The organism is Archangium sp. Cb G35, from assembly GCF_001896145.1.
Taxonomy (GTDB): Bacteria; Myxococcota; Myxococcia; order Myxococcales; family Myxococcaceae; genus Archangium; species Archangium violaceum.
On record NZ_MPOI01000012.1, the window covers coordinates 479,702 to 505,674 of the forward strand.

Genomic DNA, 25,973 nt, shown 5'->3' on the forward strand with positions numbered 1-25,973 from the left:
TTACCAGGTCCTACTTCTGGGGGGGCGGCACGGGACGCACGTGCACGTCGCGCAGCTGCTTGTCGTCCACGTCGCCGGGGGCGCCCGTCATCAGATCCGTGCCCATCTTCGTCTTGGGGAACGGGATGACGTCACGCAGCGACTCGGCGCCCGTCAGCAGCATGACCAGACGGTCCATGCCCAGCGCGATGCCACCGTGCGGCGGCGCGCCGAACTTCAGCGCGTCCAGCAGGAAGCCAAACTTGGCCCGTGCGTCCTCGTCCGAGATGCCCAGCGCCTTGAAGACCTCGGCCTGGACCTTCGGGTCGTGCAGACGGATGGAGCCGCCGCCGATCTCGAAGCCGTTGAGCACCACGTCGTAGCGGTGGCACTTCACCTTGCCCGGATCCGTCAGCAGGTACTGCACGTCCCCGTCGTGCGGCCGGGTGAAGGCGTGGTGCGCGGCGGCCCACGTCTTCGTCTCCTCGTCGTACTCGAAGAGGGGCGGGTTCACCACCCAGAGGAACTTCCACACGCCGCCGCTGCCGTACTCGGGGATGAGGCCCAGCTTCTTGGCCACGTGCACGCGCAGGTTGGCCATCACCGTGTGCACCAGCGACTCGCGGCCGAACTGGAACAGGAGCAGATCTCCCGTCTTCGCGTTGCACGCCTGGTTGATGGCCTGGCGCAGCGCGGGGGTGATCGTCTTGGACAGCGGGGACTGCGTCCACTCACCGCCCTCGCCCACCTTGGCGCGCGCCAGACCCTTGGCGCCGTTCTGCTTGGCGAACTCCTCCAGCTTGTCGCTCTCCGCGCGGCTCATCGGCTTGTCCGCGGGGACGACCATGGCCTTGACGATGCCGCCCTGCTCCACCGCCTCCGACATCATCGGCACGCCACCACCGGCGCCGTGCTCCTTGATGAGGTCCGTGAGCACGATGTGCTCCAGCCCGAAGCGCAGGTCCGGCTTGTCGTTGCCGTACTTGGCCATGGACTCGTAGAAGTCCATCCGCATGAAGGGCGTGGGCACGTCGATGCCGAGCACCTCGCCCCACAGCTTTTTGATGAGCCCCTCGATGATGGTGAAGATGTCGTCCTGGGTGACGAAGCTCATCTCCACGTCGATCTGCGTGAACTCGGGCTGCCGGTCCAGACGCAGGTCCTCGTCGCGGAAGCACTTGACGATCTGGAAGTAGCGGTCGAAGCCCGCCACCATGAAGAGCTGCTTGTAGAGCTGGGGGCTCTCGGCCAGCGCGTAGAACTTGCCCGGGTTGAGCCGGCTGGGGACGAGGAAGTTGCGCGCGCCGCCCGGGGTGTACTTGCCCATGAAGGGCGTTTCCAGCTCCAGGAAGCGGTTATCCACCATGTACGAGCGCGTGATGGCGTTCATCTTGGAACGCGTCATCAGCGACTGCTGCAGCGGCTTCCGGCGCAGATCCAGGAAGCGGTACGCCAGGCGCTTGTCCTCGGCCGTGTCGATGTTGTCCTCGACGAGGAACGGCGTGGGCTCGGAGCGGTTGAAGATGGTGAGATCCGTGGCCTTGATCTCGATCTCACCCGTCTTGAGCTTGGGATTGACCTGGGTGCCGCGCGAGGCGACCTTGCCCTTGATGCCGATGCAGTACTCGAGCCGCAGCTGCCCGGCCAGCTCGTGGGCCTCCTTGGCGATGTCCGGCTCGAAGACCACCTGGGTGAGGCCCTCGCGGTCACGCAGGTCGATGAAGACAGCGCCGCCGTGGTCTCGCCTGTTCTGCACCCAGCCGAAGAGGACGACCTCCTCACCGATGTTGGCCTTGGTGAGCTGGCCACAGGTATGCGTACGCTTGACCTCGGTAATGAACGGGACCGCCATGACACCGCCTGCACAGAGGGGGGTTGGAAGGGCGGCACCATAGAGAGCGTGGAAACGGTGCGTCAAGGAATCCGAGAAGGAACCCCCGGGCCGCGCGTGAAGTGAAAGCGAGCGTGGGTGCCTCCCCTCACACCGCCTCCCCGGCCGCTGCTCGGCCTGCCAACGATGGCTGGGCTCCGAGCCCACTTTCCGGCCCGGCTTCAGTGGCCACCGGACCCGTAGTAAGAAGGCCACCATGGTTCGAAAGCTGACAGCCGCCGCCGCCGCGCTCGCGACGCTGACCGCGTCGTGCGCGCCGCCCTCCCAGCCCCCCGTCAAGGTGCGTGCGCTCGTGCTCTCCAGCAATGGCGAGTACACGCCCACGGAAGTGGAGCTCAAGACGGTCACCAACATCGTCACCATGGAAGGCCAGGTGATGAAGACCGTGGGGGGCGCCCACATCCGGTTGGACTCGGCGGATCCCGAGCTCAACGCGGCGCAGGGCAAGGGCGATGAAGCGTACAAGCTCGCGGTGCTGAAGGACGCGGGCCGTTCCGTGACCGCCAGCTACATCACGGACGAGAAGGGCGTGCTGTGGCCGGCGGACTTCCACACGTGGAACCTCGTCACCACGTACTACAACCTCGAGCGCGCCTGGGACTACTTCATCAACACGGCCGAGGTGAAGGCGGCGGAGCTGCCGCAGACGACGACCTACTACTTCCCCGAGTTCGTCCTGGCGGACCTGAACGACGAGCCGCAGGTGGACAACGCCATCTACTTCTCGCCGGTGCAGGCCTTCCTGGTGCTGCCCTTCAAGACGATCGAGAAGGCGCCGATGGCGCTCAACGCCTCCATCCTCACGCACGAGTACGCGCACCTGGTCTTCAACCGCCGGGTGTACGAGGGCCAGGGCGTTCCGGTGACCATCCAGAGCTGGTCGCAGGTGGGAAGCACGCCGGGGCTCAACGCGATGAAGTCGCTGGACGAGGGCCTGGCGGACTTCCACGCCTACGTGGCCTCGTGCGCGACGTCCTACAACTGCAACCCGCGGGTGCTGTACACCACGCTGGAGGGCCAGCAGGCGGAGGCGCGGGATCTGTCGAGGAAGTGGTGCATGGGCACGGAGCTGAGCCAGAGCCTGTTCACGGCCAACTTCGGCCAGTTCGACCCGGGGCACTACCAGGTGGGCACGATCGTGGCGAGCGCGCTCTACGAGGCCGCGTCCACGTCGCCGGCCTGGCGCCAGGTGCTGGCGCGCGCGGTGGTGGCGTCCTACTCGGACGTGGATCCGGCGAAGCCCGGCCTGGCCCAGCTGGCGAGGACGTACACCAACGACCAGTACGGGTTCACGCTGGCGCGGGCCCTGCGGAGCATCATCCAGCACATCCCGAACGGTGAAGTCGATTTGAAGACCCGGGTGTGCTCCAACTTCGCCACGCGGCTGCGGATCCCCATCACCGATCTCTCGGGCGGCACGGATGCGGGTCCCAGCGATTGCCCGGAAGGCGCCACCATCAACGACTGCTCGATCGCCCCATGAAGACCTCCAACCTGCATTCCTGGTTCCTTCCCTGTCTGCTGGGGGGATTGACGCTCGCCACGCCCACGTTCGCCCAGGACGAGGACACGCCGTACGCCTATCCGGACGAAGAGGAGACGGAGAACAAGAACAACTCGCGCCGGCGCCGCACGCAGGACGAGGACTCGCCGTACGCCTATCCGGACGAGCAGAATCCCGAGCGGGCGCAGCAGCGCCGCAGCCGCCAGGAGCGGGACACGGCGGATGAATTCCGGCGGGCGGCCGAGGGGGACGAGGAGGAGAAGGGCTACGAGCGGATGTCTCGCCTGGATGACCCGAACACGGGCATCGCCTTCGAGGTGCTCGGCGGGGCGATGTTCCTGAGCAGTCCGCGGGGCCAGTTGGTGGGCGATCTGCTGCCAGCGGTGGGCGGGCGCTTCACGTGGGAGTACGGGCGGTTGCTGGGCTCGGAGGCACTGCGCGAGGCGCTCTGGTTCGACGTGCGCTACACGTACGCGGGGGTGCGCGAGGGCACGAAGCTGATCGTCGGGGACACGCAGATCCACTACGCGACGATCGCGCCGGCGTATGAGCTGACGTTCGGCGAGTCCTCGGACTACGGAGCCTACGCGCAGCTGGGCGGAGGCTTCGTGTACGAGCACACCACGCTGGAGGTGGGCGGCAAGCTGACGCCGATGGACGGCACGAAGCTGCTCATCCAGTACGGAGTGGGCCTGAGGGGCCGGACGAAGCTGTCGATGGAATCGAACGTGCGGTTGGCGTGGCGGGTGGAGCTGATGAGGTTCCGTCGCGGCTATCAGGACGACACGTTCGTGGGCGCGAGCCTCGGCACGGCGTTCTGAGGAACCCCCCGGGGTGAGGGTATCGAGACCCCGGGTTGAACCCGTGTGACCGCTTTGGAGCCTGTTCATCGTCATCAAGGGCATGAACAGAAAACTCCTTCGCAGTTCGCTGCTGTTGACCGCCCTCGTGCTGGGTGGATGTCCCGGCGCTCCCGAGGATGAGGAGAACCCGAACAACGGCGAGGCCACGCTGTCCGGGTCCCTGGCCTTCGAGGTGAAGGCCGCCCAGGTGGTGGCACGAACCCTGCCCGATGGAGGTCCAGACTACTCCCGGCTGGCGGTCGTGCTGACGAGCGTGGAAGTCCCTTGCGAAGAGCTCACGAGCCCGGGCAAGGGCCCTGGTTGGGGACTGGTCCTGGAGGCGAGGAATCCGACAGGCGCGCCCGCGAAGGGAACGATCGCGTCCACGGGCACCAACATCTACCGGGTCCAGTTCAACCCCGATGGAGGGGCGGCCCTGGGAATCGATTGGCTCGAGGGTTCCTTCACCGTGGGATTCGACGCGGACCCGACGGCGGGAGCCACCGGCACGGTCGATCTGAGCTCCACGGACGGAGGGACACTCCAGGGCAGCTACACCTCGACCTGGTGCGGGACCTATTAAAGAGCGCGCACGTTGGTTCGGAACTTGCTCTGGACGCCTGAACACCTCGACGTCCGGAGAAGAGCATGAACCCGTTCCACGGAATCCAGAACGAAGCGCGGCATCGGTGTCATGGTTTTGGGTGGGCGGTGCTCGCGCTGGCCGCCCTCCTCCTACCCCTGACGGGCTGCGAGGACGGACCCTGCGTGAGCTCGCTCCAATGCGCGAAGGGCTACACGTGCGTGACCTTCAAGACCTACCCCAACGAACACTCTCGGAGCTGCGCGATAACCTGCGGCGTGGAGCAGGACTTCTGCGCCGATGGCTCCTACTGCTACTGCCCGGACTCACCGGCGAAGGCGCGATGTTTCGACGATAAAGGCGACTACACGGGCGTCTGCGGGGGCTGAGCGCCCGCTCAATCGCGGAGTTCGATCTCCCCGGCGTAGACCTTGTCCAGCCAGTCCATGCCCTTGAAGCCGAGCTTCTGCGCGGCCAGGTGCAACTCGTCGCGCTTCGTGGTGTTGCCGGCGTAGTGGTAGGCGATGGCGAGGTTGGCGGCGATGGTGGGGTCGTTCTTGTCGAGCGCGTGGGCCTTCTCCCCGTGGGCGATGGCCTCGTCGTACAGGCCGCGCTTGAGTGACACCACCATCATGCTCGACCAGGCCTGGGCGAAGGACGGATCGATGGCCGTGGCCCGCTTGTAGGCGGCCATGGCCTGCTCGTACTGCTTGTGCATGCGGAAGATGCGCCCCTGGCCGGTGATGGCCTCGATGCGGCGGGGCTCGATCTCCAGGGCCTTCGCGTAGGCGGCCTCGGCCTCGGCCGTCCTGTTCAGGTCCACCAGGACATGACCGAGCAGGGTCCAGGCCAGGTCATCCCGCGGCTCGGCCTGCAGGTGCGCGCGCAGACGCTTCTCCGCCTCCTCCACGGCTCCGCTGCGGTACACGTCGGAGATCTGCTCGATCGGCTTCTTCTCCTGCTTGTTGGCGGACTTGGAGTCACACCCGGCGATCAGGAGGAAACAGACCAGGGCAAGCAAGCGCTCAGCGGACATGACGGACTCGGCGGAACGGGGGGAAGTGGGTGGAGTCTATCGCCCCCGAGTGCGATCCCCCACAATGTGAGGACTGGCCCCCGGGACAAGGAGCGTGTCGGCCATGTGCCAGCCGGGCCCGTGGGTTGGGAAAAGATTTCACCCTCTCGGGTGGGCCCGCCGCCTCTCGTCCCCCAGTCCAACCCGCAACCCCGCGAATCCACGAGGCCGGGCGCTGGCATGCGCGCTGCTTTGAGCCGGGGCACAGGCAGGTGAGTCTGGTTGGGGAGGCGGGGAATGAAGGACGTGGCGAAGCGACACCTGGATCCGGTCTGTGGCAAGCACCTGGAGGCGCCCGAGGGCCGTCCGTCCACGGAGTACAAGAAGCGGCGGTATTTCTTCTGCTCGGAGCGGTGCCGCACGGCGTTCCAGAAGCAGGCGGAGCGCTTCCGGATGAACGACCTGGCGCGAGCCGGCGCGTTGCTGACGCCGGGCCGGGTGCGCTGGGGCATCGCCTGAGCCGTCAGGCGGCGATGCGCAGATCCTTGAGCTTGAGGGACAGCCGCCGCTGACCGCGGAAGGTGTCGAAGCTCGCCTGGAAGGCGAGGTCCACCGGGCCCTCGGTGAGCGACACCCGGTCCGCCATGCCGAAGCCGATGGCGTCCACGGAGGGAGCGTCCACCAGGGCCAGCTTGAGGTGGCCGGCACCGCCGGACTTGTGCGGGAGCACACGCGGGCGGGCCACCTGGTGGCGCAGCACGAGCACGGGCTCGGGGTTGCCCTGACCGAAGGGCCCCAGCTTCTGGAGCGCCTCCACGGCGCGCTCGTCCAGCTCCTTCACGCCCACCACCGCGTCCACCTTGCAGCGGGGGATGAGGTCCTCGGGCGTCAGCCGCTGCCTGGCAATCCGCTCGAAGGACTCGCGCAGGGCGGGCAGGTGCTTCGCCTCGATGGTGAGGCCGGCGGCGTGCTTGTGCCCACCGAAGCGGGCGAGCAGGTCCGCGCAGCCGCTGAGCGCGTCGTAGAGGTGGAAACCCTCGATGCTGCGCGCCGAGCCCTTCCCCACCCCGTCCTTCACGCCCACCATCACCGTGGGACGGTGGAAGCGCTCCACCACGCGCGAGGCGACGATGCCGATGACGCCCGGGTGCCAGCCCTCGGAGTAGAGGACGAAACCGCGCGCGTGCTCGGCCCGCTCCTCCGCCTGGGCGAGCGCCTCGGTGAGGATGCTGCTTTCGATGCCCTGCCGCTCGGCGTTGGCGCGGTCCAACACCTGCGCCAGCGAGCGCGCCGCCTCGAGGGTCTCGGAGCACAGGAGCTGAAGCCCGAGCGAGGCGTCATGGAGCCGGCCGGCGGCGTTGATGCGGGGTCCGAGGCGGAAACCCACCTGCCCGGCGGTAACGGGGCTGTCCGCATCGAGGCCGGCGACCTCCTTGAGGGCGCGCACGCCATAGCGGCGGCCCGCGGACAGCTCCTGGAGGCCGTGGTGGACGAGGATGCGGTTGGCGCCGGTGAGGGGCACCACGTCCGCCACGGTGGCCATGGCCACCAGGTCCATCAGCGCCTTGAGGTTGGGCTCCTTGCGGGTGGCGAACCAGCCGTCCTCGCGCAGCTTCTTGCGCAGGCCCATGCAGAGGTTGAAGGCCACGCCCGCGGCGCACAGGTGCTTGGTGGGGTACTCGCAGCCGGGCTGGTGCGGGTTGAGCACCGCCACGGCCGGAGGCAGCGTGGGCGGCACCGTGTGGTGATCCACCACCACCACGTCCAGGCCGAGATCGCGCGCCCGGGAGATCTCCGCCACGGAGGTGACGCCGCAGTCGAGCGTCACCAGCACGCGCGTGCCGTCCGCGGCGATCTTCTCCACCGCCTGGAGGTTGAGGCCGTAGCCCTCGTCCATGCGGTGGGGGATGTAGGTGGCCGGCCGCACGCCCAGTTCCCGGAGGAACAGGGCCATCAGCGAGGTGGAGCACACGCCGTCCACGTCGTAGTCGCCGTAGAGGGTGATGTGCTCCTTCTCGCGGATGGCACGGAAGAGCCGCTCCACGGCGGCGGCCATGCCCTTCATCCGGAAGGGGTCCGGCAGATCGGCCAGCCTGTCGGACAGGAAGGCCGAGGCGGCCTCGGGGGTGCGCAGGCCGCGGTGCACGAGCACGCGGGCGGAGAGCGGATGCAACCCGAGCTCAGCGGCCAGCGCCGCGGCCTGCTCCTGGGGTACCTCCGGCATCAACCAACGCACGTTCACCTACCCTCCTCGGATGACCCGCGTGGGGCTCCGGGCCAATACACCGACAGTCTACTTTGGAAGTCTGTCAGAGGAAACCCGACCTGCCTCTCGTCCCCCCGTCCACACAGCGGACGAGCAGCCGAGCGCTCCTGGGATGCGCTGCCGGCGCACGCGTCGCGCGGGATGAACAGCTTGCGATGCACGGCTTTGAACAAGGAGGGCTGCATGACACGCAGGGGCATCCGGTGGGCGGTGCTAACGCTGGGCTTCGGGGTGGCGGGTACCGCGATGGCGCAGGACAAGCAAGGAGATGTGAACGTCTTCGTGGACGGAGGCATCGGCGGGTACACGGGCGACCTGGGCGAGCTGTCCGCGACGGGGCCCACCTGGGGTGCAACCCTCAACCTGCAGCCCTTCTCGATGCTGGGCTTCGAGGTGGGTTACGAGGGCTCGAAGAACGACGTGACGGACGACCGCTTCCGGGCCTCGGAGGCGCCCTCGTTCATCCGGCACGGCGCCAGCACCCTGGTCAAGGTGTCGCCGCCCTTCGAGAAGGTCCGTCCCTTCGTGGGCGCGGGGCTGGGCGTCTCGTACGTGTACGTGCGGGGGGGCACGGGGGATACGTACAGCTCGGACCTGATGCAGGAGGTGCCGCTGGCGGCGGGCCTCGAGTTCAACGCCGGGGCGCTGACGGCGGGCATCCGGGGCACGTGGCGGGTGCTGGTGGACGACAACTTCGCGGACGGAGCGGTCTCCGACGACGCGAGCGGCGCATTGGTGGACGGCACCCTCACGGTGGGTGGCCGCTTCTGAGCCGGTGCCCCTGAAAAACCGAAGGCCCTCGTCCCCGCGCGAGCGCGGAGCACGAGGGCCTCGGGTTGAACGGTCCGCCGTGGCTCAGGCCGTCTTGGGCTGGTCCAGACGGGCCTTCTCACGGGCCTGGCGGGCGGCCTCGCGCTCATCCAGCCAGATGGTGAGCGGGCTGGCGATGTAGATGGTCGAGTACGTGCCCACGATGATGCCCACGAGCATCGCCCAGGCGAAGTCGCGGATCTCTCCCACGCCGAAGATGAGGAGGCCGATGAGGGAGAGGGCCGTGGTGCCGGAGGTGAGGATGGTGCGGCCCAGGGTGTCGTTGATGGCGATGTTGATCACCTCGGCGAACGGCTTGCCCTTGAACTTGGCCATGTCCTCGCGGATGCGGTCGTAGATGACGATGGTGTCGTTGACCGAGTAGCCCACGATGGTGAGCAGCGCGGCGATGGCGGTGAGGCCGAACTCGGCGCGGCTGAACAGGTAGAAGCCGGCCACCATCACCACGTCGTGGAGCATGGCGAGCAGCGCGCCCGGGCCGAACTTGAAGTCGAACCGGAACGCCACGTAGATGAGGATGGCGATCATCGAGTACAGCAGCGCCGCGACGCCGCGGTTGCGCAGCTGCTTGCCGACCTGCGGACCCACGTACTCCACGCGGCGCATCTCGAAGTCCGGCGCCTGCACACCCGTCATCAGCGCGGCGCGGATGCGGTCCGCCATGCCGCTGGCGACGATCTGGTAGTCGAAGCCACCGGCCTGCGCCTGGCCCAGCTCACGCACCTCTTCCACGCCCGTGCCCGAGCCCTCCACCGCCTTGCTCAGCTGCTCGGCGGTGAGCGCCTGCTCGGAGCGCAGGTTGATGATGCCGTTGGCCAGGTCCGGGTAGATGCTCTTCACCGGACCCAGCGCCTTGATGGCGTCCTGGGCCTTGACCGCGCTCTCCTCGGTGAGCTGGGTGACGCCACCCAGCCGCAGGAGGAACGAGTTCTCCCCGGCCGCGCCGATGCTCTGCACCGACACGTCGGGCAGCCCGCCCGCCTCGGCGCGCTTGCGCACGTCCGCCGCGTTGATGTCGTGGTTGAACTTCACCTCGACCACCGTACCGCCGGCGAAGTCCACGCCGAGGTTGAAGCCCCACACGGCGATGCTCACCAGGATGATCAGGTTGAGCACCGTGGAGATGAAGATGGCCGGCTTGCGCTTGCCGATGAAGTCGATGTTCGTCTGGTTCTTGAGGATTTGCATCTGCTGTTCCCCGGGGCCTGCTAGACGGACAGCGTCTGGGCGTTACGGCCGTGGACCAAGTAGTTCATGAAGACGCGCGTCACGAGGATGGACGTGAAGAGCGAGGCCAGCAGGCCGATGATCATCGTGGTGGCGAAGCCGCGCACCGGGCCCGTTCCCGTGAAGAAGAGGATGAAGCCGGCGATGAGTGCGGTGACGTGGGCGTCGAAGATGGTCCAGAAGGCCCGGTCGTAGCCCTGCTCCACCGCCATGCGCACCGTCTTGCCATGGGCGAGCTCCTCGCGGATGCGCTCGTTGATGAGCACGTTGGCATCCACCGCGACGCCCAGGGTCAGCGCGAAGGCGGCGATGCCCGGCAGGGTGAGCGTGGCGTTGAAGAGCGCCAGGCCGGCCAGGATGAGCAGGCCGTTGAGCGCCAGCGCGATGTCGGCGATGAGGCCCGAGATCTTGTAGTAGATGACCATGAAGACGATGACGAGCAGCAGGCCCACCGTGGCGGCCAGGCTGCCCTTGCGGATGAGCTCGTCACCCAGCGAGGCACCCACCTGGCGGATCTCACCGGTGGTCACCGGCGCCGGCAGCGCGCCCGCCTTGAGGGCCAGCGCCAGCGTCTGGGCATCCGCCAGCCACACGTCCAGGGGACGGCCACCCGAGCGGCCCATGGTGATGCGGGCGCGGCCACCACCGATGCGCTCGTTGATGCGCGGGGCGGACTGCACGTAGTCGTCCAGGACGATCGCCATGCGCCGGCCGGTGCCCTTCTCGGTGAGCAGCTCGAACTCGCGAGCGCCGGCCGCGTCGAAGCTGACGTTCACCTCCGGCTCGTTGAGCTGGCTGAGCGAGGCATCCGCGCCCGTCAGGCTCTCGCCGGTGAGCGGCACTTCCTTCTCCACCAGGTAGGTGCGGTAGCTGTCGCACACGCCCTTCCGGGTCGCGCTGGGGATGCACTCGAGCAGCACCTGACGATCCGCGGGCGCCTTGGGCTGCACGTACTCCAGCAGCGCCTCACGGTTGGGGCCCACCAGCTGGGGGAAGCCTTCGGCGGTGTCCAGGGTGATGTTGCTGCCCTCGGGCGGCGGCGTCTGGGTGAAGGTCTGCCGGAAGAAGTCGGTGGTGTCATCCACCATGCGGAACTCGAGCTGCGCGGTGGTGCCCACCAGCTCCTTGGCCTGCTCCGGGTCGCTGCGGCCCGGCAGGGAGATCTGGATGGCGTCGGTGCCCAGCTTGCGCACGTCCACTTCGGCCACGCCCCACTTGTCGATGCGGCGGCGGATGACGAGCATCGCCTGGTCCACGGACTCCTCGCGGAAGCGGTTCACCTGGCCCTCGTCCGGGGCGAGCACCAGCGTGGCGCCATCGCGCGACACCTTGACGAAATCGGTGAAGGTGGCGAGCACCTCCTTCTCGATGGCGTCCATGGTGTTCGGCTCCGCGGCCGTCAGCGACAGGCGCAGGGCCTCGGGATCCGTGTTCACGGTCACCTGGCCCAGCTGCTTGTCGGTGTTGATGTAGCGGGCGATCTGATCACCCCGGCGCTCGGTGCGCTTCTGCAGCGCCGTCTTGGTATCCACCCGCATCACCATGTGGATACCGCCCTGGAGGTCCAGTCCCAGGTTGATGCGGTACTTGGCGGGGGGAGCCCACTTGGGCATCCGCTCCTCGAGCAGGGCGAGGTTGTTGCGGTCAGCCCTGTCGAGCACGAACAGCGAATAATAGGAGGGGACGAGGAGCCACACGGTCAGCAGCGTCACGCCGATGACCAGGCCCAGCCTCCAGTACCAGCCGCGATCCATTACTTCTCCTCCTTCTTATCTTCGGTCTTGGCGGCAGCGGCGGGCTCACCCGCCGTCGCATACCTGCCGGCCACGGAAGTCTTGAGCACGCGGATGCGCACCCCATTGGCGACCTCGAGCGTGACCTCACGCTCTGACACCAGGTAGATGCGCCCGATCATCCCGCCCTGGGTGATGACCTCATCGCCCTTCTTCAGCCCGGAGACGAGCTCGCGGTGCGCCTTGAGCTGCTTCTGCTGCGGCCGGATCATCACGAAGTACATGATCACGAACAGGCCGATGAAGAGCACGATGCTGGGCACCGGGCTCTGGCCGCCCGCCGCCTGGGCCAGGATCAGAAAGCTGTCTGCCACAAACCGCCTCGTCTCGAGAGAGGGTTCCGCCCACGCCGCCGTCCACCACTGGACAACGGACAAACCGGAAAGGGGGGCCTCTTAGCAGCAGGCACACACCCCGGGCAAGTGAACGGCGCGGAGGCCCCGGCCTTTCCGTCTTGCGTCAAGCCCGTTTGCCTCCCTCCTGTCCTTGCGCGGCACGGCGAGGAGGTGCCGTCCGGCACGCTGGAGAGACCCCGGCGGACCCCAGGCACCGGCCGTCTGGATGGCCGCCGGTATGTACCGAGGGCACCTACTTCGAGCGGGTGCGCTCGGACTCCTGGGCCCGGGCCTTGTCGCGGAAGTCCCGGGCGAAGGCGGTGTACCGGTCCTCGGCGATGGCCTGGCGCACGTCCTTCATGAGGTTGAGGAAGTAATGGAGGTTGTGGAGGGTGTTGAGCCGCATGGCCAGGATTTCCCCCGCCACGAAGAGGTGGCGCAGGTAGGCGCGGCTGAAGTTGCGGCAGGTGTAGCAGGAGCAGGCGGGGTCCGCGGGCCGGGGATCCTTGGCGTAGGTGGCGTTGCGGATGACGACCTTGCCCTCGGAGGTGAAGAGCAGACCGTTGCGGGCGCAACGGGTGGGCAGCACGCAGTCGAACATGTCCACCCCGTGCTCCACGCAGGTGACCAGGTCCACCGGCGTGCCCACCCCCATGAGGTAGCGCGGTTTGTCCCGAGGGAGCAGCGGAGCGGAGAAGGCCACGCCCTCGTGCATGGCCTCGGGGGTTTCCCCTACGGAGTAGCCGCCGAGCGCGTAACCGGGCAGGTCCACCGCGCACACGTCCTCGGCGTGGGACTTGCGCAGGTTCTTGTCGAGGCCGCCCTGGACGATGCCGAAGAGCGAGGAGCGCTCGCGGCTCCAGGCCTTCACGCACCGCTGGAGCCAGCGCGTGGTGCGCGCCAGGGACTTCTCCAGGTAGGCCCGGTCCTCGGTGGAGGGCGGGCACTCGTCGAAGGCCATGATGATGTCGGCGCCGAGCGTCTCTTGAATCTCGATGGAGCGCTCGGGCGTCAGGAGGATGTGGCGCCCGTCCAGGTGCGACTGGAAGGCGGCGCCCTCCTCGGTGATTTTGCGCTTCTCGGCGAGGCTGAAGACCTGGAAGCCGCCGCTGTCGGTGAGCATGGGGCGGTCCCAGGAGATGAAGCGGTGCAGGCCGCCCATCTCCCCCACCAGGTCGTCTCCGGGCCGGAGCATCAGGTGGTAGGTGTTGCCGAGGATGATTTGAGCATCGAGCGTGAGCAGATCATCCGGGCCCACGCCCTTGACGCTGCCCACGGTGCCCACGGGCATGAAGATGGGCGTCTCGATGAGACCGTGGGGGGTGTGCAGGCGCCCCCGGCGCGCGCGCGAGCCCGAGGCGTCCTCGTGCAGCAGCTCGTAGCGCACCAGACTCGGTGGGACCCGGGTGTCACCCTTCTCCTTGCGCGGCTCTCCCATTGCGTCGTGTCTCCTACTCCGTCACCAACATCGCGTCGCCGTACGAGAAGAACCGGTAGCCGGCGGCGACCGCCTCCCGGTAGGCATCCAGGGTCCGCTCGCGGCCGAGCAGCGCGCTCACCAGCACCACCAGCGTGGAGCGCGGGAGGTGGAAGTTGGTGAGCAGCACGTCCACCTGCCGGAAGCGGAAGCCGGGGCGGATGAAGAGGGTCGTCTCGCCCGTGCCGGCGCGCAGGGCGCCCGAGTCCGGGTCCGTGGCCGACTCGAGGGTGCGCACCACGGTGGTGCCCACCGCCACCACCCGGCGGCCCTCGGCCTTCGCGGCATTCACCGCCTGGGCGGTGGCCTCGGGGACGAAGTAGCGCTCCGGGTGCATGTGGTGCTTCTCGAGGTTCTCCTCGCGCACGGGGAGGAAGGTGCCGGGCCCCACGTCGAGCGTCACCTCGACGCGGTGGATGCCCCGGGCCGCCAGGGCCTCGAAGGTGGCCTGGGTGAAGTGCAGCCCCGCGGTGGGAGCGGCCACCGCGCCCGAGGCCCGTGCATACACGGTCTGGTAGCGCTCGGCGTCCGCGGCCTCGGGGGCCCGGGTGATGTAGGGCGGCAGGGGCAGGCGGCCGGCCTTGTCCAGCAGCTCGGCGAGCGAGGTGCCCGGCGCGGCGTGGAAGCGCACCCGGTACTCCCCTCCTCCGAGCGCCTCCAGCACCTCGGCCTCCAGACCCTCGGGGAAGGAGACGCGGGCGCCGGGCTTGAGGCCCTTGGAGGCCTGGCCGAGGCAGATCCACTCGAGCGCCTCGGTGGCGCCGCCGAGGGCCTGCGAGGTGAGCGTGGGGGCCGACGGACGGACGACGAGCAGCTCCACGCGGCCGCCGGTGCCGGCCTTGCTCCCGAGCAGGCGGGCGGGGATGACACGGGCGTCGTTGACGACGAGCAGGTCGCCCTCGCGCAGCAGGCCGGTCAGGCCGGAGAAGTGGCGGTGCTCCCGGGCGCCCGAGGAGCGGCTCACCACCAGGAGGCGGGAGGCATCTCGGGACGCGAGGGGGGCCTGGGCGATCTGCGCCTCGGGGAGTTCGAAGTCGTAGTCGGAGAGCAGGGAGGACACGGGAGGAGGCGCTTGTAACAGCCCGGGCGCCTCGACGAAACGGGATGTGTCAGTAGAGCTGCTGGAGCTCGGTCCCCGGGTAGTAGTGCAGGAGGATGTCGCGGTAGGTGAGGCCCTCGTCGGCGAGCGCCTTGGCCCCCCACTGGCAGAAGCCGGCGCCGTGGCCATAGCCGCGGCCGGTGAAGTGCCAGCTGCCGCCGGAGCGCTCCACGTCGAACTCGAGGCTCTTGAGCTTCGTATAGCCGAGCTTGCGCCGGAACGCCGCCCCATCGAGCGAGAGGCCTCCCGAGGTAGCCACCCGGTTCACCCGCTCGGTGGCGGTGCGGGAGGTGACATGGAAGCCCTCGGTGGACTGGCCGAGGGCGGCCTGCAGCTCCGAGTCGGAGACGGTGGCGCTCCAACGGCTGGCGGGGAGGCTGCCGCACGGACAGTCCACGGCCCGCAGGTAGGGGAGATTGCGCTGGAGGGCATCCTGGCCGGACTCGGTGCGGCCGCCGCAGGAGGCATGGAAGTAGGCCTCGATGGGGGCGAGCTCGTAGGTGATCACCTCGCCGCGGGTGGCCTGGACGGCGGCGAGGGAGCGCGGGTCCTCGCGATTGACGCCGCCGTAGACCTGGTGGAGCACGCTGCTGCCCATGTGGAAGGGGCTGCCGTAGGTCTCGAGCTTCTTCTGGAGGGCGTAGGTGCGAGCGGCCACGGCCTGCGCCTTGAGGGCCTCGGGGGGAAAGGAGACGGGCATCTCGCTGCCGAGCACGGCGGCGAGGTAGTCCTCGAGGGGGATGACGTTGATGAGCTGGAGGCCGTCCTTGTAGAGGCGCACCACGACATCCCCGCGGACCTGCATGTCACCGGCGCGGAGGGGCGAGGAGCCGGGGACACCGGCATCGCGGGCATCCAGTCCGGCGCGGAAGCGGACGGCGGTGCCCATGACGGGAGCGCCATTGAGCTCCAGCCGGGAGCCACGGCGGCGCACGACGGCGCTGTCCTGGTCGAGGGAAGTAAAGCGGGCGTCCTCGGAATCGGAGCCGAAGGAGAGGGCCTTGCCACTCACGCGCACCTGGCTCTGGGAGTCGCCCATGGCGATGCGCATGGTCTCCACGGCGAGGGCGTGGAGGGGCGAGAGCAGGAGCAGGAGGAGTGCAACAGGACGCAACATGGCCACAAGTGTAGGGGGTGGTGCACGTGGCTCAAGAAATCGGCCGGCGGATGACGGAGAATGAGGCCTGCGTGTCCCCTCCCCCTGACGTCTCCCACCTGTCGGCCGCCGAGCTCGTTGCGGCGTTGAGAGCGCTGCCGTATCGCCAGACGGCCTTCCTCATGACGCGGCTGGTCCAGGACCGCTCGATGCGGGAGAGCGCGCTCTTCTACGGCATCACGCCGGAGGCCTTCTGCGTGCACCTGCTACGAGCGGGGCTGGCGCTGACCCGGGCGGCGGCCCTGCCGTGCCGGGAGCCGGAGAATGACGTGGAGGAGGACGTCTGGGCGCGAGCGCTGGCCGAGGCGCTGGAGCGAGAGACGGCGGCGGTGCCTGGGGCGCTGACGGGGACGGTGGAGCTGTGCCGGAGACTGCGGGCGATGGGGAGGGAGGTCTCGGCGGCGCTCGAGGCGGCCGAACGCGAGCAGGAGGAGTCACAGAAGGGACAGAGGGAGGAGTGGCTGAGGAAGCTGGCGGTGGCGGCGCTGCTGGTGCTGACGGCGTTCCTGTATTGCAACCGCGCCGAGGAGACGCCGGAGCGGCGTGTCCAACCGCGGTCCATGGAGCGCTGAGGCCCTGGACGGAGGGGGTGGTGGGGCATAAGGGAGGGGGATGCGCATCGCGAACCTTGCCCTGCTCACGCTGGCGCTCATGGGTTGTCCCAAGCAGGTGGACACCCGGGTAGCCGGCTCGGACGATGATCAACTGACCACCTACGAAGCGCGGCTCGAGGAGCTGCGGGCCCGGGGAGCGGCGGGAGAGCTGTCCTGTGCGGACCAATGCACCCTGGCCACGCAGACGTGCGACGTAGCGGAGGCCCTGTGCGGGGTGGTGTCCCGCCATCCGGCTCGAACGGATCTGCCGCCCCGATGCGCGAGGGCAAGGGAGTCCTGCGCGGAGAAGACGGACGGTTGCACACGCTGCCGGAACCGCTAAAGCACAACCCCCACCCCACCACGCCAACACCAACCCACTGTGCCGACTCCTCCCTCGCCCTCCGGGAGAGGGTCGGGGTGAGGGTATCCGTCTCCCGGGTTCACCCCGTGGACTCGACTCCCGGTGCCCCACCGGATTACCCGCGGACCCCGGACCTCCCATACGATGGAAGGGCCCATCCAGGAGTGCCCATGTCCCGCCGTCTGTCCGTGCTGTTGCTGTCGACCTGGCTCATGACACCGAACCTCGCGTTGGCGGGAGATCTCACGCCCGAGCAGATGGCGCGCATCCGCCGAGCCGAGAAGGCGGCGGTGGACAAGGTGAACGCGGCGCACGGGAACAAGAAGTCCTCCGAGATGAGCAACTCCGAGCGCCGGGAGATGATCCGGGAGCAGCAGGAGGCGGTGCAGAAGGTGATGGACGAGCACGGCGTCTCGCCGAAGGACTACGCGCGCCAGTCGGCGCGGATGGGCCCGAAGCAGAACGAGCAGGTCGCGGCGGCGGAGAAGGCGCTGCAGGAGAAGGAGAAGGCGGCGGCGTCGGCCAGATCCCCGCAGGGCAAGGAGCCCGGGGAGATCCAGATCCAGGAAGGGTTCAACGAGGACAACCCGGTGATGCTGGACGAGCAGGAGGGAGCACCGCCGGTGGTGGAACACGGCCTGCCGGCGGGAGAGGAAACTCCGTCCGAGCCATCCGAGCCGACCGTGAAGGAGTGAGCGCCCTGCCCTACCCCCAGCGCCGGGCCTGCCAGACGGAGTCGTATGGGCAGGAGCAGTCGGTCTGCTCGGGCTCGGGGTAGAGGTAGCGCTCGCCCTTGTAGTTGCGGAAGACGGTCTCGTGCTCGCCGCGCTCCAGCACATAATCGGGCTGGAGGGTCACCTTGCCACCGCCGCCGGGGAGGTCCACGGCGAGGTGGGGAACGGCGAGCCCGGTGGTGTGGCCGCGCAGCTGCTGGATGATCTCCATGCCCTTGGAGATGGGGGTGCGCAGGTGCTCGCAGCCCTGAGCCACGTCCATCTGGTGGAGGTAGTAGGGGCGGACGCGGATGCGCAGCAGGGCGTGGGAGAGCTCGCGGATGATGCGGGCATCCGAGTTGAGCTGGCGCATGAGGACGGCCTGGTTCTCCACGGGGACGCCGTGGTCCACGAGCCGCTCGCAGGCCTCACGGGCCTCGGGGGTCACTTCCTTCGGGTGGTTGAAGTGGGTGACGACGTAGACGGGGGCGTAGCGGCGCAGGAGCCGGGCCAGCGAGTCGGTGACGCGCATGGGCAGGCACACGGGCACGCGGGTGCCAATGCGCACCATCTCCACGTGGGGAATCTCGTGGAGGGGGGCGAGCAGCGCCTCCAGCCGCTCCTCGGAGAGGAGGAACGGATCTCCGCCGGAGATGAGGACATCGCGCACCTCGGGGTGGTTGCGGATGTACTCGAGGCCGCGGCGCATCTGCTCCTTGGTGAGCTCGGCCTCGCCGCCCTTGGTGATGCGGCGGCGGGTGCAGTGGCGGCAGTAGACGGAGCAGGTATCGAGCGCGAGGAAGAGGACGCGGTCCGGGTACTTGTGGACGATGGCCTCTTCGGGCCGGGTCTTGTCCTCGCCGAGTGGGTCCTCGAGCTCACCGGGGCGGATGCGAGCCTCGGCGCGAACGGGGATGGACTGCATCCGGATGGGGCAGAACGGATGGTCGCGATCGATGAGGGACAGGTAGTACGGGCTGATGCCGATACGGAACAGCTCGGAGGTCTCCTGCACGCCGACGAGCTCGTCGGGGGTGAGGGAGACGTACTTCTCCAGCTGCGCGAGGCTGCGTACGGCGTGGCGCTGATGCCAGCGCCAATCGGACCACTCGGCGTCGGTGGCGTCGGGAAAGAGGGAGCGGCGCCCGGCCTCGGAGGCCGGACGCACGGGGGCGCCCTTGGAGGGCGGCGGTGGGGGGAGCATCACGCCGCCTTGGCCTGCTCACGCCACCACTGCTGACCGGACTCGGGCAGCGTGTAGATCGGATCGAAGTACTCGTACTTGCGCGAGAGGGCGTCGGGGTCGTTGCCCTCGATGCCGGTGCGGTAGTTCTTGGTCCAGTAGGAGATGCCGCGCTCCTTGTCGTACTCGGCGACCTGGTGGATCCACCGCTTCCCGACGAAGGGCACGTCGCAGACGATGCGCGGGGTGGCGAAGCCGGGCATGTACCCCATGATGTCGTGCTGGAGCTGCTGGGCCTCGGCCACGCTGAGCCGCCAGTGCTCCGAGTTGGGGATCATGTCGCACATGTAGAAGTAGTACGGGAGGATCTTCGCGTGATCGAGCAGGGTGAAGCACAGCTCGAGGAGATCCTTGGGGGTGCTGTTGACGCCGCGCAGGAGGACGCCCTGGTTGCGCACGTCGCGGAAGCCCATGTCGAGCAGCTTGCGAACGGCCTTGCCCACGAGGGGGGTGAGCTGGCGGGCGTTGTTGACGTGGGTGTGGAGCGCGAGGTCCACGCCGCGCTCGTTGGCCTTCTTGGCGAGCCGTTCCATCCCCTGGAGGACGGAGTCCTGGAGGAAGTGCTGGGGGATGGCCATGAGGCCCTTGGAGGCCAGGCGGATGTCGCGGATGTTGGGGATGTCGAGCAGGGCGCTGACGAAGGGCTCGAGGGACTGGATGGGGAGGTTGGCGATATCACCGCCGCTGACGACCACATCGCGGACGGTGGGCGTCCGGCGCAGGTAGTCGAGCATCTGCTCGTAGCGCTCTTTCTGGCCGAGATTGAAGCGGTGCTTCTGGACCTGGGGGACGTCATTGCCCACGAGGTCCATGCGGGTGCAGTGGCCGCAGTACTGGGGGCAGGTGGGGAGCATCTCCGCCAGCACCTTGGTGGGGTAGCGGTGGGTGAGACCTTCCACGGCCCACATATCGGCCTCGTGGAGGCTGTCGCGGCTGGCCTTGGGGTGATTGGGCCACTCGGGGTGGCGGTCGTCGAAGGCGGGCAGCATGTAACGGCGGACCGGGTCGTTCCACAGGTCCGTCTCGTCCATGGTGTTGAGCATCTGGGGCGGGACGAGGATGGACATCGTCGCCCGCTCCTGCTGGTCGCGCTCCATGCTGGCCAGGAGATCATCCGGCAGGAAGTGGCCGAGGGCGGCCTTGAGCTCCTTGAGGTTCTTGACGGTGTGCTTGCGCTGCCAGACGGAGCTCTCCCACTCGGCCTGGGAGACGTCCTTGTAGCCGGGGAGACGGCGCCAGTCGGGCTCCACGAACTCACGGCGGAGCGGATAGGAGAAGGGCTGCTGCGCGGGTCCGGCCGAGGCGGGCTTGCCGCGGATGGGCGTCGTCGTCATGGCGATCCACCTTGAAAGGGAACCAGGGCCCGGAAAGCGGGCACCCGGATGGAGGTCCCTCTTTACCCAACAATGGAAAGAGGGCAACCAGTGCGTGACTATTCGAGGGGGACGTTGATGAGCTTGGCCACATCCCCCTCGGAGATGGTGACCTTCTGGGGCTTGCTCTGTTTGCCGCCGAGCTTGAAGACGACGGTGCGGCTGCCCACTGGCAGGAGCAGCGGATTACCAAGTGCCACAGGGGTCTGACGGCCGGTGTTCTTGCCGTCCACCCAGATCTGCGCACCGGGAGGACGGGAGCTGCAAGCCAGCTTGCCCTTGGCCACGGAGCGGGGAGCCGTGCGGGTGGTCTTCTCGGGGGCGGGCTGCCTGACAACGGGGCGCTCGGTGCGCTCGGGGGCGGGCTCCTCCTTCTGGAGCTCGAAGGGGACCTCCACCTCCGTCTCGCCCTCGGAGCTGAACTTGCCGGTGTAGCGCTTGTAGCCGGCGCGCGTGACGGTGAAGGTGTAGGTCTTGCCAATGGTGAGGTCGGCGAGCTTCACGTCGGGCGTCTTACCCACGCGCTTGCCGGCCACCTCGATCTCCGCGCCAGAATCCCCCACGAACACGGCCGCGAACGTGGTGGGCTTGGGCGGCTCCACGGCCGCGGGCGGAGTGCCAGTCCCCTGCTCCGGAGTGGAACCCGTCGCGGACGCGGTCTGCGGGGCTGGCTCCTGCGTGGGAGCACTCGGCTCGGTCTGGGAGTCGGACGGAGTCTCCGCCCCGGTGCCAGTCCCTGTGCCGGTCCCGGTTCCAGTCCCCGTGGCGCTGGCGACCTCTGTGCCGGTCGCGGCGGGCTTCTCGGGCTGATCGGGGGGCGGCTCGGCCTCCAGCGTCACGCGCAGCACCTCGGCGCGCTGGCCCTTGGTGACGGTGACGGACTGCGCCGCGGGCAGATGACCCGGGGCGGTGGCGGTCAGCTTGTGAACGCCCTCGACGAGCTCGATGACCTGGTTCTGCGCGACCAGTTGCCCGTCGATCCGGACCTCCGCGCCCTGAGCGGGCTGGATGGAGATCATCACGCTGCCGGTATTCGGTCCGGAGAACAGCACGACGCCCAGGAGCACGAGGAGCAGCACGGCGCCCGCGGCGATGCCGATAACGGCCTTGGGAGGCAGCTTCTTGCCGGCCAGGACGGCACGAGGAGCCGTCTTCGGGGGCGTGGGCTTCGACTTCTGCGGAACGGGCGCTTCAGCCTCTTCGGCCTCCTCGGCCCCCTCCGGAATGGCGACAGGGCCGGTGGTCTCCTCCTCCTGGGGATCGTCCACCTCACCCGGCGAGTGCTGCTCGCCATACTCGTCCTGAGCGTCCTCGGACAGGTGCTGCTCGTCCTGCTCGGGCTCGTCGTGAGAGGAGTCCTGCCGCTCCTGCTCCCGGGTCAGCCGCCTGCGATGCCCGGTGGGCATCGGGCTGAGCATGGTGCTTCCCGATTCAACCTGGCCGACACGGGTGGCATTGGACTCCTCGGGCTCGGAAGCTGGACGTGCCGTCGGAGCAGGTCCGACGACGGTCGCACCCGCGTAGCCCTCTCCTTCCCCGTCGCCGATAACCACCTGCTGCCTGCCACCACGGCCGCGAGCGGAGGGCGGCGAGGCCTCTTCTTCTGGAGGGTAGCTCGTCTCACCCGTCAGGCTGTCGTCGACCAGCACGCTCGAAGAAGCCTCATCGGAGGCACCCGGTCGAGGGACCACGAGGGACGGATCGAAGATCTGCGTCTTGTCTCCCGCGCCATCGAGCTCGGCCAACTCTTCATCGGTCGGGGGAGGCACATAGCCGCTGCTCACCGCGGGCTGGGCGGGAGCAGTGGGAGAGCGGCCGGGCACCGGCATCGCGGGGAGGGACTGCTGCCGGCGTGACGAGCGGGGGGACAGTTCTCCCGTGACGCCCGTGACCTCGATCTGTTCCGGGCGCTCGATGGAGGCGTAGCGCTCCATCTTCTCGGCCTCGCGGACGATGTCCTCGGCGAAGGCCTCCTTCATGTAGGCCGAGAGGTGCTTGGACGAGTAGATCGCGTCGCCGGCCAGCAGGAAGCGCATCAGATCCTCCTGGAGATCCGACGCCCACTGGTAGCGATCCTCCACATCCCGGGCGAGGCCCTTCATCAGGACCTTCTCGAGCCCCGCCGGGATGTTGGGATTGAACTGCCGGGGCATGGGTACGTCGGCGTTGCGGACCTTCTCCAGGGTGGAGAAATCCGACTCGCCGACGAAGAGCCGCTCGCCCGTCAGCATCTCGTAGAGGATGACGCCCACGGCGAAGACATCGCTGCGGCGATCGATGGGCAGGCCGCGGACCTGCTCCGGGCTCATGTAGCCGAACTTGCCCTTGAGAATGCCGGCCTGCGTCTTCTGCGACCGGTTCGCCGCCTTGGCGATACCGAAGTCGATGATCTTCACCTCGCCTTCGTACGAGATGAGGATGTTTTGCGGAGAGACGTCGCGGTGGATGATGCCCAGGTCCTGCCCGCGCGCATCCTTCTTGCGGTGCGCGTAGTCGAGGCCCTCGCACATCTTCGAGGCGATGAAGACGGCCTGGGCGGTGGGCATGATCTCCTTGCGCCGCCTGTAGCGCTCCAGGAGCGTGCGCAGATCGCGCCCGGCCACGTACTCCATGGCGATGAAGAAGGTGTCCTCGTGCTTGCCGAGCTCGTCGATGCGCACGACGTTGGCGTGGTTCAGCTCGACGCTGATCCGCGCTTCATCGATGAACATCGTGATGAACTCTTCATCCTCCGCCATCGTCGGGAGGATCTTCTTGATAGCGAGGATCCGCTCGAACCCCTCGACGCCGAAGGCCTTGGCCGTGAAGACCTCCGCCATGCCGCCAACGTTGATGCGCTCGAGGAGGAGGTACTTCCCAAATGAGGTCGGCTTCTTCATTGCGTGGATCCGCCCGCACCCGGAAGGCCACAGCTCCACTCGGAGGAGAGCAGTGGGTGGAAAACCGGACGAACTCGGGACTTTAGACGGAGCACGGACGGGGAGTCAAACCACCCCGGATGGCGGATTCCTCAAGAGTTCCAGCCACTTGAGCCATCCAAGCCACCTCGAGAGGTCTGCCGGGAGAGCGGCGGACGATCGCTGAACCTGGCCCCTCTCGGCGAGCCTTACGGACCAGGCGCGATAATGCAGCACGACACCTCGAGCAGCAGCCCGCAAAGGCGAAGGCCCCGAGTCCTCACGTATTGTGAGGACTCGGGGCCTTCAAAAAAAATCCGGCAGCGACCTACTCTCCCGCGCGGTTTCCCGCGGAGTACCATCGGCTCTGGAGGGCTTAACTTCCGTGTTCGGGATGGGAACGGGTGGGACCCCTCCGACATTGCCACCGGAAACTGAGTGACTCGTGCATACAAAGGGTAGTTTTCAATTCTGCTTCAGAGAAGCTGGTGCCTTCTTCCGGGCCCGGCGCTGCTTTGGAGCGCGCTCAGGGCCTCGACCTTGGCCTCGAATCCCCTACTCCCTCCCCGGTGGGGTGGAGCTCGTGAGAGATTGAGGTCAGTAAGCCGCACGACCAATTAGTACCGGTTAGCTCAACGCGTTACCGCGCTTACACACCCGGCCTATCAACGTCGTAGTCTTCGACGGGTCTTCAGGGGCTTGCGCCCGGGATACCTGTTCTTGAGGTCGGTTTCCCGCTTAGATGCTTTCAGCGGTTATCCAATCGACACATGGCTACCCAGCGATGCCTCTGGCGAGACAACTGGTACACCAGCGGTGTCTCCAACCCGGTCCTCTCGTACTAAGGTCAGAGCCTCTCAAGTATCCTACGCCCACAGCAGATAGGGACCAAACTGTCTCACGACGTTTTGAACCCAGCTCGCGTACCGCTTTAATTGGCGAACAGCCAAACCCTTGGGACCTGCTCCAGCCCCAGGATGCGATGAGCCGACATCGAGGTGCCAAACCTCCCCGTCGATGTGAACTCTTGGGGGAGATAAGCCTGTTATCCCCGGAGTACCTTTTATCCGTTGAGCGATGGCCCTTCCATTCAGGACCACCGGATCACTATGACCTGCTTTCGCACCTGCTCGACCTGTCGGTCTCGCAGTCAAGCTCCCTTATGCCATTGCACTCGACGCCCGGTTTCCAATCGGGCTGAGGGAACCATCGCGCGCCTCCGTTACGTTTTGGGAGGCGACCGCCCCAGTCAAACTACCCACCAGACAGTGTCCCAACTCCCGCTTAAGGAGCATGGTTAGACACCAGAATCCGACAGGGTGGTATTTCACCGTTGCCTCCACCGAACCTAGCGGCCCGGCTTCAAAGGCTCCCACCTATCCTACACAGTCGAACCCTAGTGTCACTGTCAAGTTGTAGTAAAGGTTCACGGGGTCTTTCCGTCTTGCTGCGGGTAAACTGCATCGGCACAGCTATTTCAATTTCGCTGAGTCCCTCTCCGAGACAGTGCGGAAGTCGTTACTCCATTCGTGCAGGTCGGAACTTACCCGACAAGGAATTTCGCTACCTTAGGACCGTTATAGTTACGGCCGCCGTTTACTGGGGCTTCGGATCATCGCTTCGCCTTGCGGCTGACGAATCCCCTTAACCTTCCAGCACCGGGCAGGAGTCAGACCCTATACGTCGGCTTCTTGCCTTCGCAGAGTCCTGTGTTTTTGGTAAACAGTCGCTACCGCCATTTCTCTGCAACCTCTCTCGGCTTCAGCTGTACGCCTACACCTACCAGAGGCCCACCTTCTTCCGAAGTTACGGTGGAAATTTGCCTAGTTCCTTGGAGGAGAGTTCTCTCAAGCGCCTTAGGATTTTCTCCTCACCCACCTGTGTCGGTTTGCGGTACGGACACCCTGTAGACTCCCCGCGGAACTTTTCTTGGAAGCCGAGCATCAACGACTAATCCCTTGCGGGACGCCATGGGGTCTCGGGGATGACTGCCGCGCCTTTTCATCGTACGCGACACCCCTACGCCTTTGGACTGGCACAACCACCGGCCAGCTCGTCTAGCTTTCTCCGTCCTTCCTCGGTTCAACGTCTACAAGATGGCGCAGGAATATTAACCTGCTTTCCATCACCTACGCCTTTCGGCCTCGGCTTAGGTTCCGGCTAACCCTGGGAAGATTAACTTGACCCAGGAAACCTTGGGTTTACGGCGAGGGGGTTTCTCACCCCCTTTATCGCTACTCATTTCGGCATCAGCACTCGCAACCACTCCAGCGGCCCTTGCGGTCCACCTTCGCCGTAGTTGCAACGCTCCCCTACCACTGCATGCGCCAGGCGCATGCAATCCGAAGCTTCGGCGCTAGTCTTGAGCCCCGTTACATTTTCGGCGCGGCCTGTCTCGACCAGTGAGCTATTACGCTTTCTTTAAAGGATGGCTGCTTCTAAGCCAACCTCCTGGTTGTCAATGACCTGCCACATCCTTTCTAGTGTTCACTTAGACTAGACTTGGGGGCCTTAGCTGTCGGTCTGGGTTATTCCCCTCTTGCCAATGGACGTTATCACCCACTGACTGCTTCCCGGGCTAACAATTACTGGCATTCGGAGTTTGGTACGGTTTGGTAATCTGGTGAGACCCCTAGCCGTTCCAGTGCTCTACCTCCAGTATTGAATTACCCAAGACGATACCTAAATATCTTTCGGGGAGAACCAGCTATCACGGAGTTTGATTGGCCTTTCACCCCTACACACAGCTCATCCCAGAAATTTTCAACTTTCATGAGTTCGGTCCTCCATGA

The 25,973-nt window shown here is 67.0% G+C and carries 21 protein-coding genes and 2 rRNA genes; 9 read left to right on the forward strand and 14 right to left on the reverse strand.

What is annotated here, in order from left to right:
- Positions 1 to 10 precede the first annotated feature (10 nt).
- Complete coding sequence (aspS, locus tag BO221_RS34590; protein WP_073565113.1) at positions 11 to 1,831, reverse strand: aspartate--tRNA ligase; 1,821 nt, start codon at positions 1,829 to 1,831, stop codon at positions 11 to 13.
- 235 nt (positions 1,832 to 2,066) lie between these two features.
- Between aspS and BO221_RS34595 the strand changes: the two genes are divergently transcribed.
- The 4 genes from BO221_RS34595 (at position 2,067) to BO221_RS34610 (ending at position 5,188) form a co-directional block, all read left to right on the forward strand.
- The gene (locus tag BO221_RS34595; protein ID WP_073565114.1) at positions 2,067 to 3,353 is read left to right on the forward strand and encodes a hypothetical protein; all 1,287 of its coding nucleotides are present in this window, start codon (positions 2,067 to 2,069) and stop codon (positions 3,351 to 3,353) included.
- On the forward strand, positions 3,350 to 4,195 hold the full coding sequence (locus BO221_RS34600) for a hypothetical protein (RefSeq protein WP_073565115.1): 846 nt from the start codon (positions 3,350 to 3,352) through the stop codon (positions 4,193 to 4,195). Before BO221_RS34595 ends, BO221_RS34600 begins: the two co-directional genes overlap by 4 nt.
- 82 nt (positions 4,196 to 4,277) lie before the next feature.
- Positions 4,278 to 4,799: a hypothetical protein gene (locus tag BO221_RS34605; protein WP_073565116.1), complete on the forward strand. Its 522-nt coding sequence runs from the start codon at positions 4,278 to 4,280 to the stop codon at positions 4,797 to 4,799.
- Between the two features lie 65 nt (positions 4,800 to 4,864).
- Positions 4,865 to 5,188 (forward strand): hypothetical protein, encoded by a 324-nt coding sequence (locus tag BO221_RS34610; protein ID WP_143195853.1) that lies wholly within the window; start codon positions 4,865 to 4,867, stop codon positions 5,186 to 5,188.
- A gap of 8 nt (positions 5,189 to 5,196) precedes the next feature.
- Here BO221_RS34610 and BO221_RS34615 read toward each other — a convergent pair whose 3' ends face one another.
- A complete protein-coding gene (locus tag BO221_RS34615; RefSeq protein ID WP_073565118.1) occupies positions 5,197 to 5,835 on the reverse strand; it encodes a tetratricopeptide repeat protein in 639 nt (212 codons plus the stop codon).
- A gap of 276 nt (positions 5,836 to 6,111) precedes the next feature.
- Here BO221_RS34615 and BO221_RS34620 point away from each other — a divergent pair, with 276 nt between their 5' ends.
- Complete coding sequence (locus tag BO221_RS34620; RefSeq protein WP_047856904.1) at positions 6,112 to 6,333, forward strand: YHS domain-containing protein; 222 nt, start codon at positions 6,112 to 6,114, stop codon at positions 6,331 to 6,333.
- A 4-nt stretch (positions 6,334 to 6,337) separates the two neighbouring features.
- Here BO221_RS34620 and recJ read toward each other — a convergent pair whose 3' ends face one another.
- Complete coding sequence (recJ, locus tag BO221_RS34625) at positions 6,338 to 8,050, reverse strand: single-stranded-DNA-specific exonuclease RecJ (protein ID WP_073565163.1); 1,713 nt, start codon at positions 8,048 to 8,050, stop codon at positions 6,338 to 6,340.
- Positions 8,051 to 8,263: 213 nt separating this feature from the next.
- On the opposite strand from recJ, the gene BO221_RS34630 reads away from it, so the two are divergent.
- Positions 8,264 to 8,851 carry an acyloxyacyl hydrolase gene (locus BO221_RS34630; RefSeq protein WP_073565119.1) on the forward strand — a complete coding sequence of 196 codons (588 nt, stop codon included), beginning with the start codon at positions 8,264 to 8,266 and terminating at the stop codon, positions 8,849 to 8,851.
- 84 nt (positions 8,852 to 8,935) lie between these two features.
- On the opposite strand, the gene secF is transcribed toward BO221_RS34630, so the two are convergent.
- The 6 genes from secF to BO221_RS34660 form a co-directional block, all read right to left on the reverse strand.
- Positions 8,936 to 10,099 carry a protein translocase subunit SecF gene (gene secF, locus BO221_RS34635; protein ID WP_073565120.1) on the reverse strand — a complete coding sequence of 388 codons (1,164 nt, stop codon included), beginning with the start codon at positions 10,097 to 10,099 and terminating at the stop codon, positions 8,936 to 8,938.
- Positions 10,100 to 10,119: 20 nt separating this feature from the next.
- The gene (gene secD / locus BO221_RS34640) at positions 10,120 to 11,892 is read right to left on the reverse strand and encodes a protein translocase subunit SecD (RefSeq protein WP_073565121.1); all 1,773 of its coding nucleotides are present in this window, start codon (positions 11,890 to 11,892) and stop codon (positions 10,120 to 10,122) included.
- The gene (gene yajC, locus BO221_RS34645; RefSeq protein WP_073565122.1) at positions 11,892 to 12,245 is read right to left on the reverse strand and encodes a preprotein translocase subunit YajC; all 354 of its coding nucleotides are present in this window, start codon (positions 12,243 to 12,245) and stop codon (positions 11,892 to 11,894) included. The genes secD and yajC overlap by 1 nt, the downstream gene beginning before the upstream one ends.
- A 274-nt stretch (positions 12,246 to 12,519) precedes the next feature.
- Positions 12,520 to 13,704 carry a tRNA guanosine(34) transglycosylase Tgt gene (gene tgt, locus BO221_RS34650; RefSeq protein ID WP_043388829.1) on the reverse strand — a complete coding sequence of 395 codons (1,185 nt, stop codon included), beginning with the start codon at positions 13,702 to 13,704 and terminating at the stop codon, positions 12,520 to 12,522.
- A gap of 13 nt (positions 13,705 to 13,717) precedes the next feature.
- On the reverse strand, positions 13,718 to 14,803 hold the full coding sequence (gene queA, locus BO221_RS34655; protein ID WP_073565123.1) for a tRNA preQ1(34) S-adenosylmethionine ribosyltransferase-isomerase QueA: 1,086 nt from the start codon (positions 14,801 to 14,803) through the stop codon (positions 13,718 to 13,720).
- Positions 14,804 to 14,852: 49 nt separating this feature from the next.
- The gene (locus tag BO221_RS34660; RefSeq protein ID WP_073565124.1) at positions 14,853 to 15,959 is read right to left on the reverse strand and encodes a SpoIID/LytB domain-containing protein; all 1,107 of its coding nucleotides are present in this window, start codon (positions 15,957 to 15,959) and stop codon (positions 14,853 to 14,855) included.
- A 71-nt stretch (positions 15,960 to 16,030) separates the two neighbouring features.
- Here BO221_RS34660 and BO221_RS34665 point away from each other — a divergent pair, with 71 nt between their 5' ends.
- The 3 genes from BO221_RS34665 (at position 16,031) to BO221_RS34675 (ending at position 17,650) form a co-directional block, all read left to right on the forward strand.
- Positions 16,031 to 16,570 carry a hypothetical protein gene (locus tag BO221_RS34665; RefSeq protein ID WP_143195855.1) on the forward strand — a complete coding sequence of 180 codons (540 nt, stop codon included), beginning with the start codon at positions 16,031 to 16,033 and terminating at the stop codon, positions 16,568 to 16,570.
- Between the two features lie 40 nt (positions 16,571 to 16,610).
- Positions 16,611 to 16,934 carry a hypothetical protein gene (locus BO221_RS34670; RefSeq protein WP_073565126.1) on the forward strand — a complete coding sequence of 108 codons (324 nt, stop codon included), beginning with the start codon at positions 16,611 to 16,613 and terminating at the stop codon, positions 16,932 to 16,934.
- A 191-nt stretch (positions 16,935 to 17,125) separates the two neighbouring features.
- Complete coding sequence (locus BO221_RS34675) at positions 17,126 to 17,650, forward strand: hypothetical protein (RefSeq protein WP_073565127.1); 525 nt, start codon at positions 17,126 to 17,128, stop codon at positions 17,648 to 17,650.
- Between the two features lie 10 nt (positions 17,651 to 17,660).
- Here BO221_RS34675 and BO221_RS34680 read toward each other — a convergent pair whose 3' ends face one another.
- The 5 genes from BO221_RS34680 to BO221_RS34700 form a co-directional block, all read right to left on the reverse strand.
- Entirely contained in the window at positions 17,661 to 18,872 is a 1,212-nt protein-coding gene (locus tag BO221_RS34680; RefSeq protein ID WP_083681798.1) for a KamA family radical SAM protein, read from the reverse strand.
- Positions 18,872 to 20,245, reverse strand: a complete 1,374-nt coding sequence (locus BO221_RS34685) for a KamA family radical SAM protein (RefSeq protein WP_073565128.1) — start codon at positions 20,243 to 20,245, stop codon at positions 18,872 to 18,874. The genes BO221_RS34680 and BO221_RS34685 overlap by 1 nt, the downstream gene beginning before the upstream one ends.
- 98 nt (positions 20,246 to 20,343) lie before the next feature.
- Complete coding sequence (locus tag BO221_RS34690; RefSeq protein ID WP_073565129.1) at positions 20,344 to 23,163, reverse strand: serine/threonine-protein kinase; 2,820 nt, start codon at positions 23,161 to 23,163, stop codon at positions 20,344 to 20,346.
- A gap of 333 nt (positions 23,164 to 23,496) precedes the next feature.
- Positions 23,497 to 23,613: ribosomal RNA gene (rrf, locus tag BO221_RS34695) — 5S ribosomal RNA — on the reverse strand.
- A 164-nt stretch (positions 23,614 to 23,777) separates the two neighbouring features.
- A 23S ribosomal RNA gene (locus BO221_RS34700) occupies positions 23,778 to 25,973 on the reverse strand; the annotation flags it as partial.

Excerpts from the sequence above, each read along its gene's own strand:
- BO221_RS34615 (WP_073565118.1), bottom strand. The coding sequence starts at position 5,835 with ATGTCCGCTGAGCGCTTGCTTGCCCTGGTCTGTTTCCTCCTGATCGCC.
- BO221_RS34605 (WP_073565116.1), top strand. The coding sequence starts at position 4,278 with ATGAACAGAAAACTCCTTCGCAGTTCGCTGCTGTTGACCGCCCTCGTG.
- BO221_RS34620 (WP_047856904.1), top strand. The coding sequence starts at position 6,112 with ATGAAGGACGTGGCGAAGCGACACCTGGATCCGGTCTGTGGCAAGCAC.
- secF (WP_073565120.1), bottom strand. The coding sequence starts at position 10,099 with ATGCAAATCCTCAAGAACCAGACGAACATCGACTTCATCGGCAAGCGC.
- BO221_RS34690 (WP_073565129.1), bottom strand. The coding sequence starts at position 23,163 with ATGAAGAAGCCGACCTCATTTGGGAAGTACCTCCTCCTCGAGCGCATC.
- tgt (WP_043388829.1), bottom strand. The coding sequence starts at position 13,704 with ATGGGAGAGCCGCGCAAGGAGAAGGGTGACACCCGGGTCCCACCGAGT.
- BO221_RS34670 (WP_073565126.1), top strand. The coding sequence starts at position 16,611 with ATGCGCATCGCGAACCTTGCCCTGCTCACGCTGGCGCTCATGGGTTGT.
- BO221_RS34600 (WP_073565115.1), top strand. The coding sequence starts at position 3,350 with ATGAAGACCTCCAACCTGCATTCCTGGTTCCTTCCCTGTCTGCTGGGG.
- BO221_RS34680 (WP_083681798.1), bottom strand. The coding sequence starts at position 18,872 with ATGCTCCCCCCACCGCCGCCCTCCAAGGGCGCCCCCGTGCGTCCGGCC.
- BO221_RS34675 (WP_073565127.1), top strand. The coding sequence starts at position 17,126 with ATGTCCCGCCGTCTGTCCGTGCTGTTGCTGTCGACCTGGCTCATGACA.
- aspS (WP_073565113.1), bottom strand. The coding sequence starts at position 1,831 with ATGGCGGTCCCGTTCATTACCGAGGTCAAGCGTACGCATACCTGTGGC.
- BO221_RS34610 (WP_143195853.1), top strand. The coding sequence starts at position 4,865 with ATGAACCCGTTCCACGGAATCCAGAACGAAGCGCGGCATCGGTGTCAT.
- secD (WP_073565121.1), bottom strand. The coding sequence starts at position 11,892 with ATGGATCGCGGCTGGTACTGGAGGCTGGGCCTGGTCATCGGCGTGACG.
- BO221_RS34630 (WP_073565119.1), top strand. The coding sequence starts at position 8,264 with ATGACACGCAGGGGCATCCGGTGGGCGGTGCTAACGCTGGGCTTCGGG.
- BO221_RS34685 (WP_073565128.1), bottom strand. The coding sequence starts at position 20,245 with ATGACGACGACGCCCATCCGCGGCAAGCCCGCCTCGGCCGGACCCGCG.
- BO221_RS34595 (WP_073565114.1), top strand. The coding sequence starts at position 2,067 with ATGGTTCGAAAGCTGACAGCCGCCGCCGCCGCGCTCGCGACGCTGACC.
- BO221_RS34660 (WP_073565124.1), bottom strand. The coding sequence starts at position 15,959 with ATGTTGCGTCCTGTTGCACTCCTCCTGCTCCTGCTCTCGCCCCTCCAC.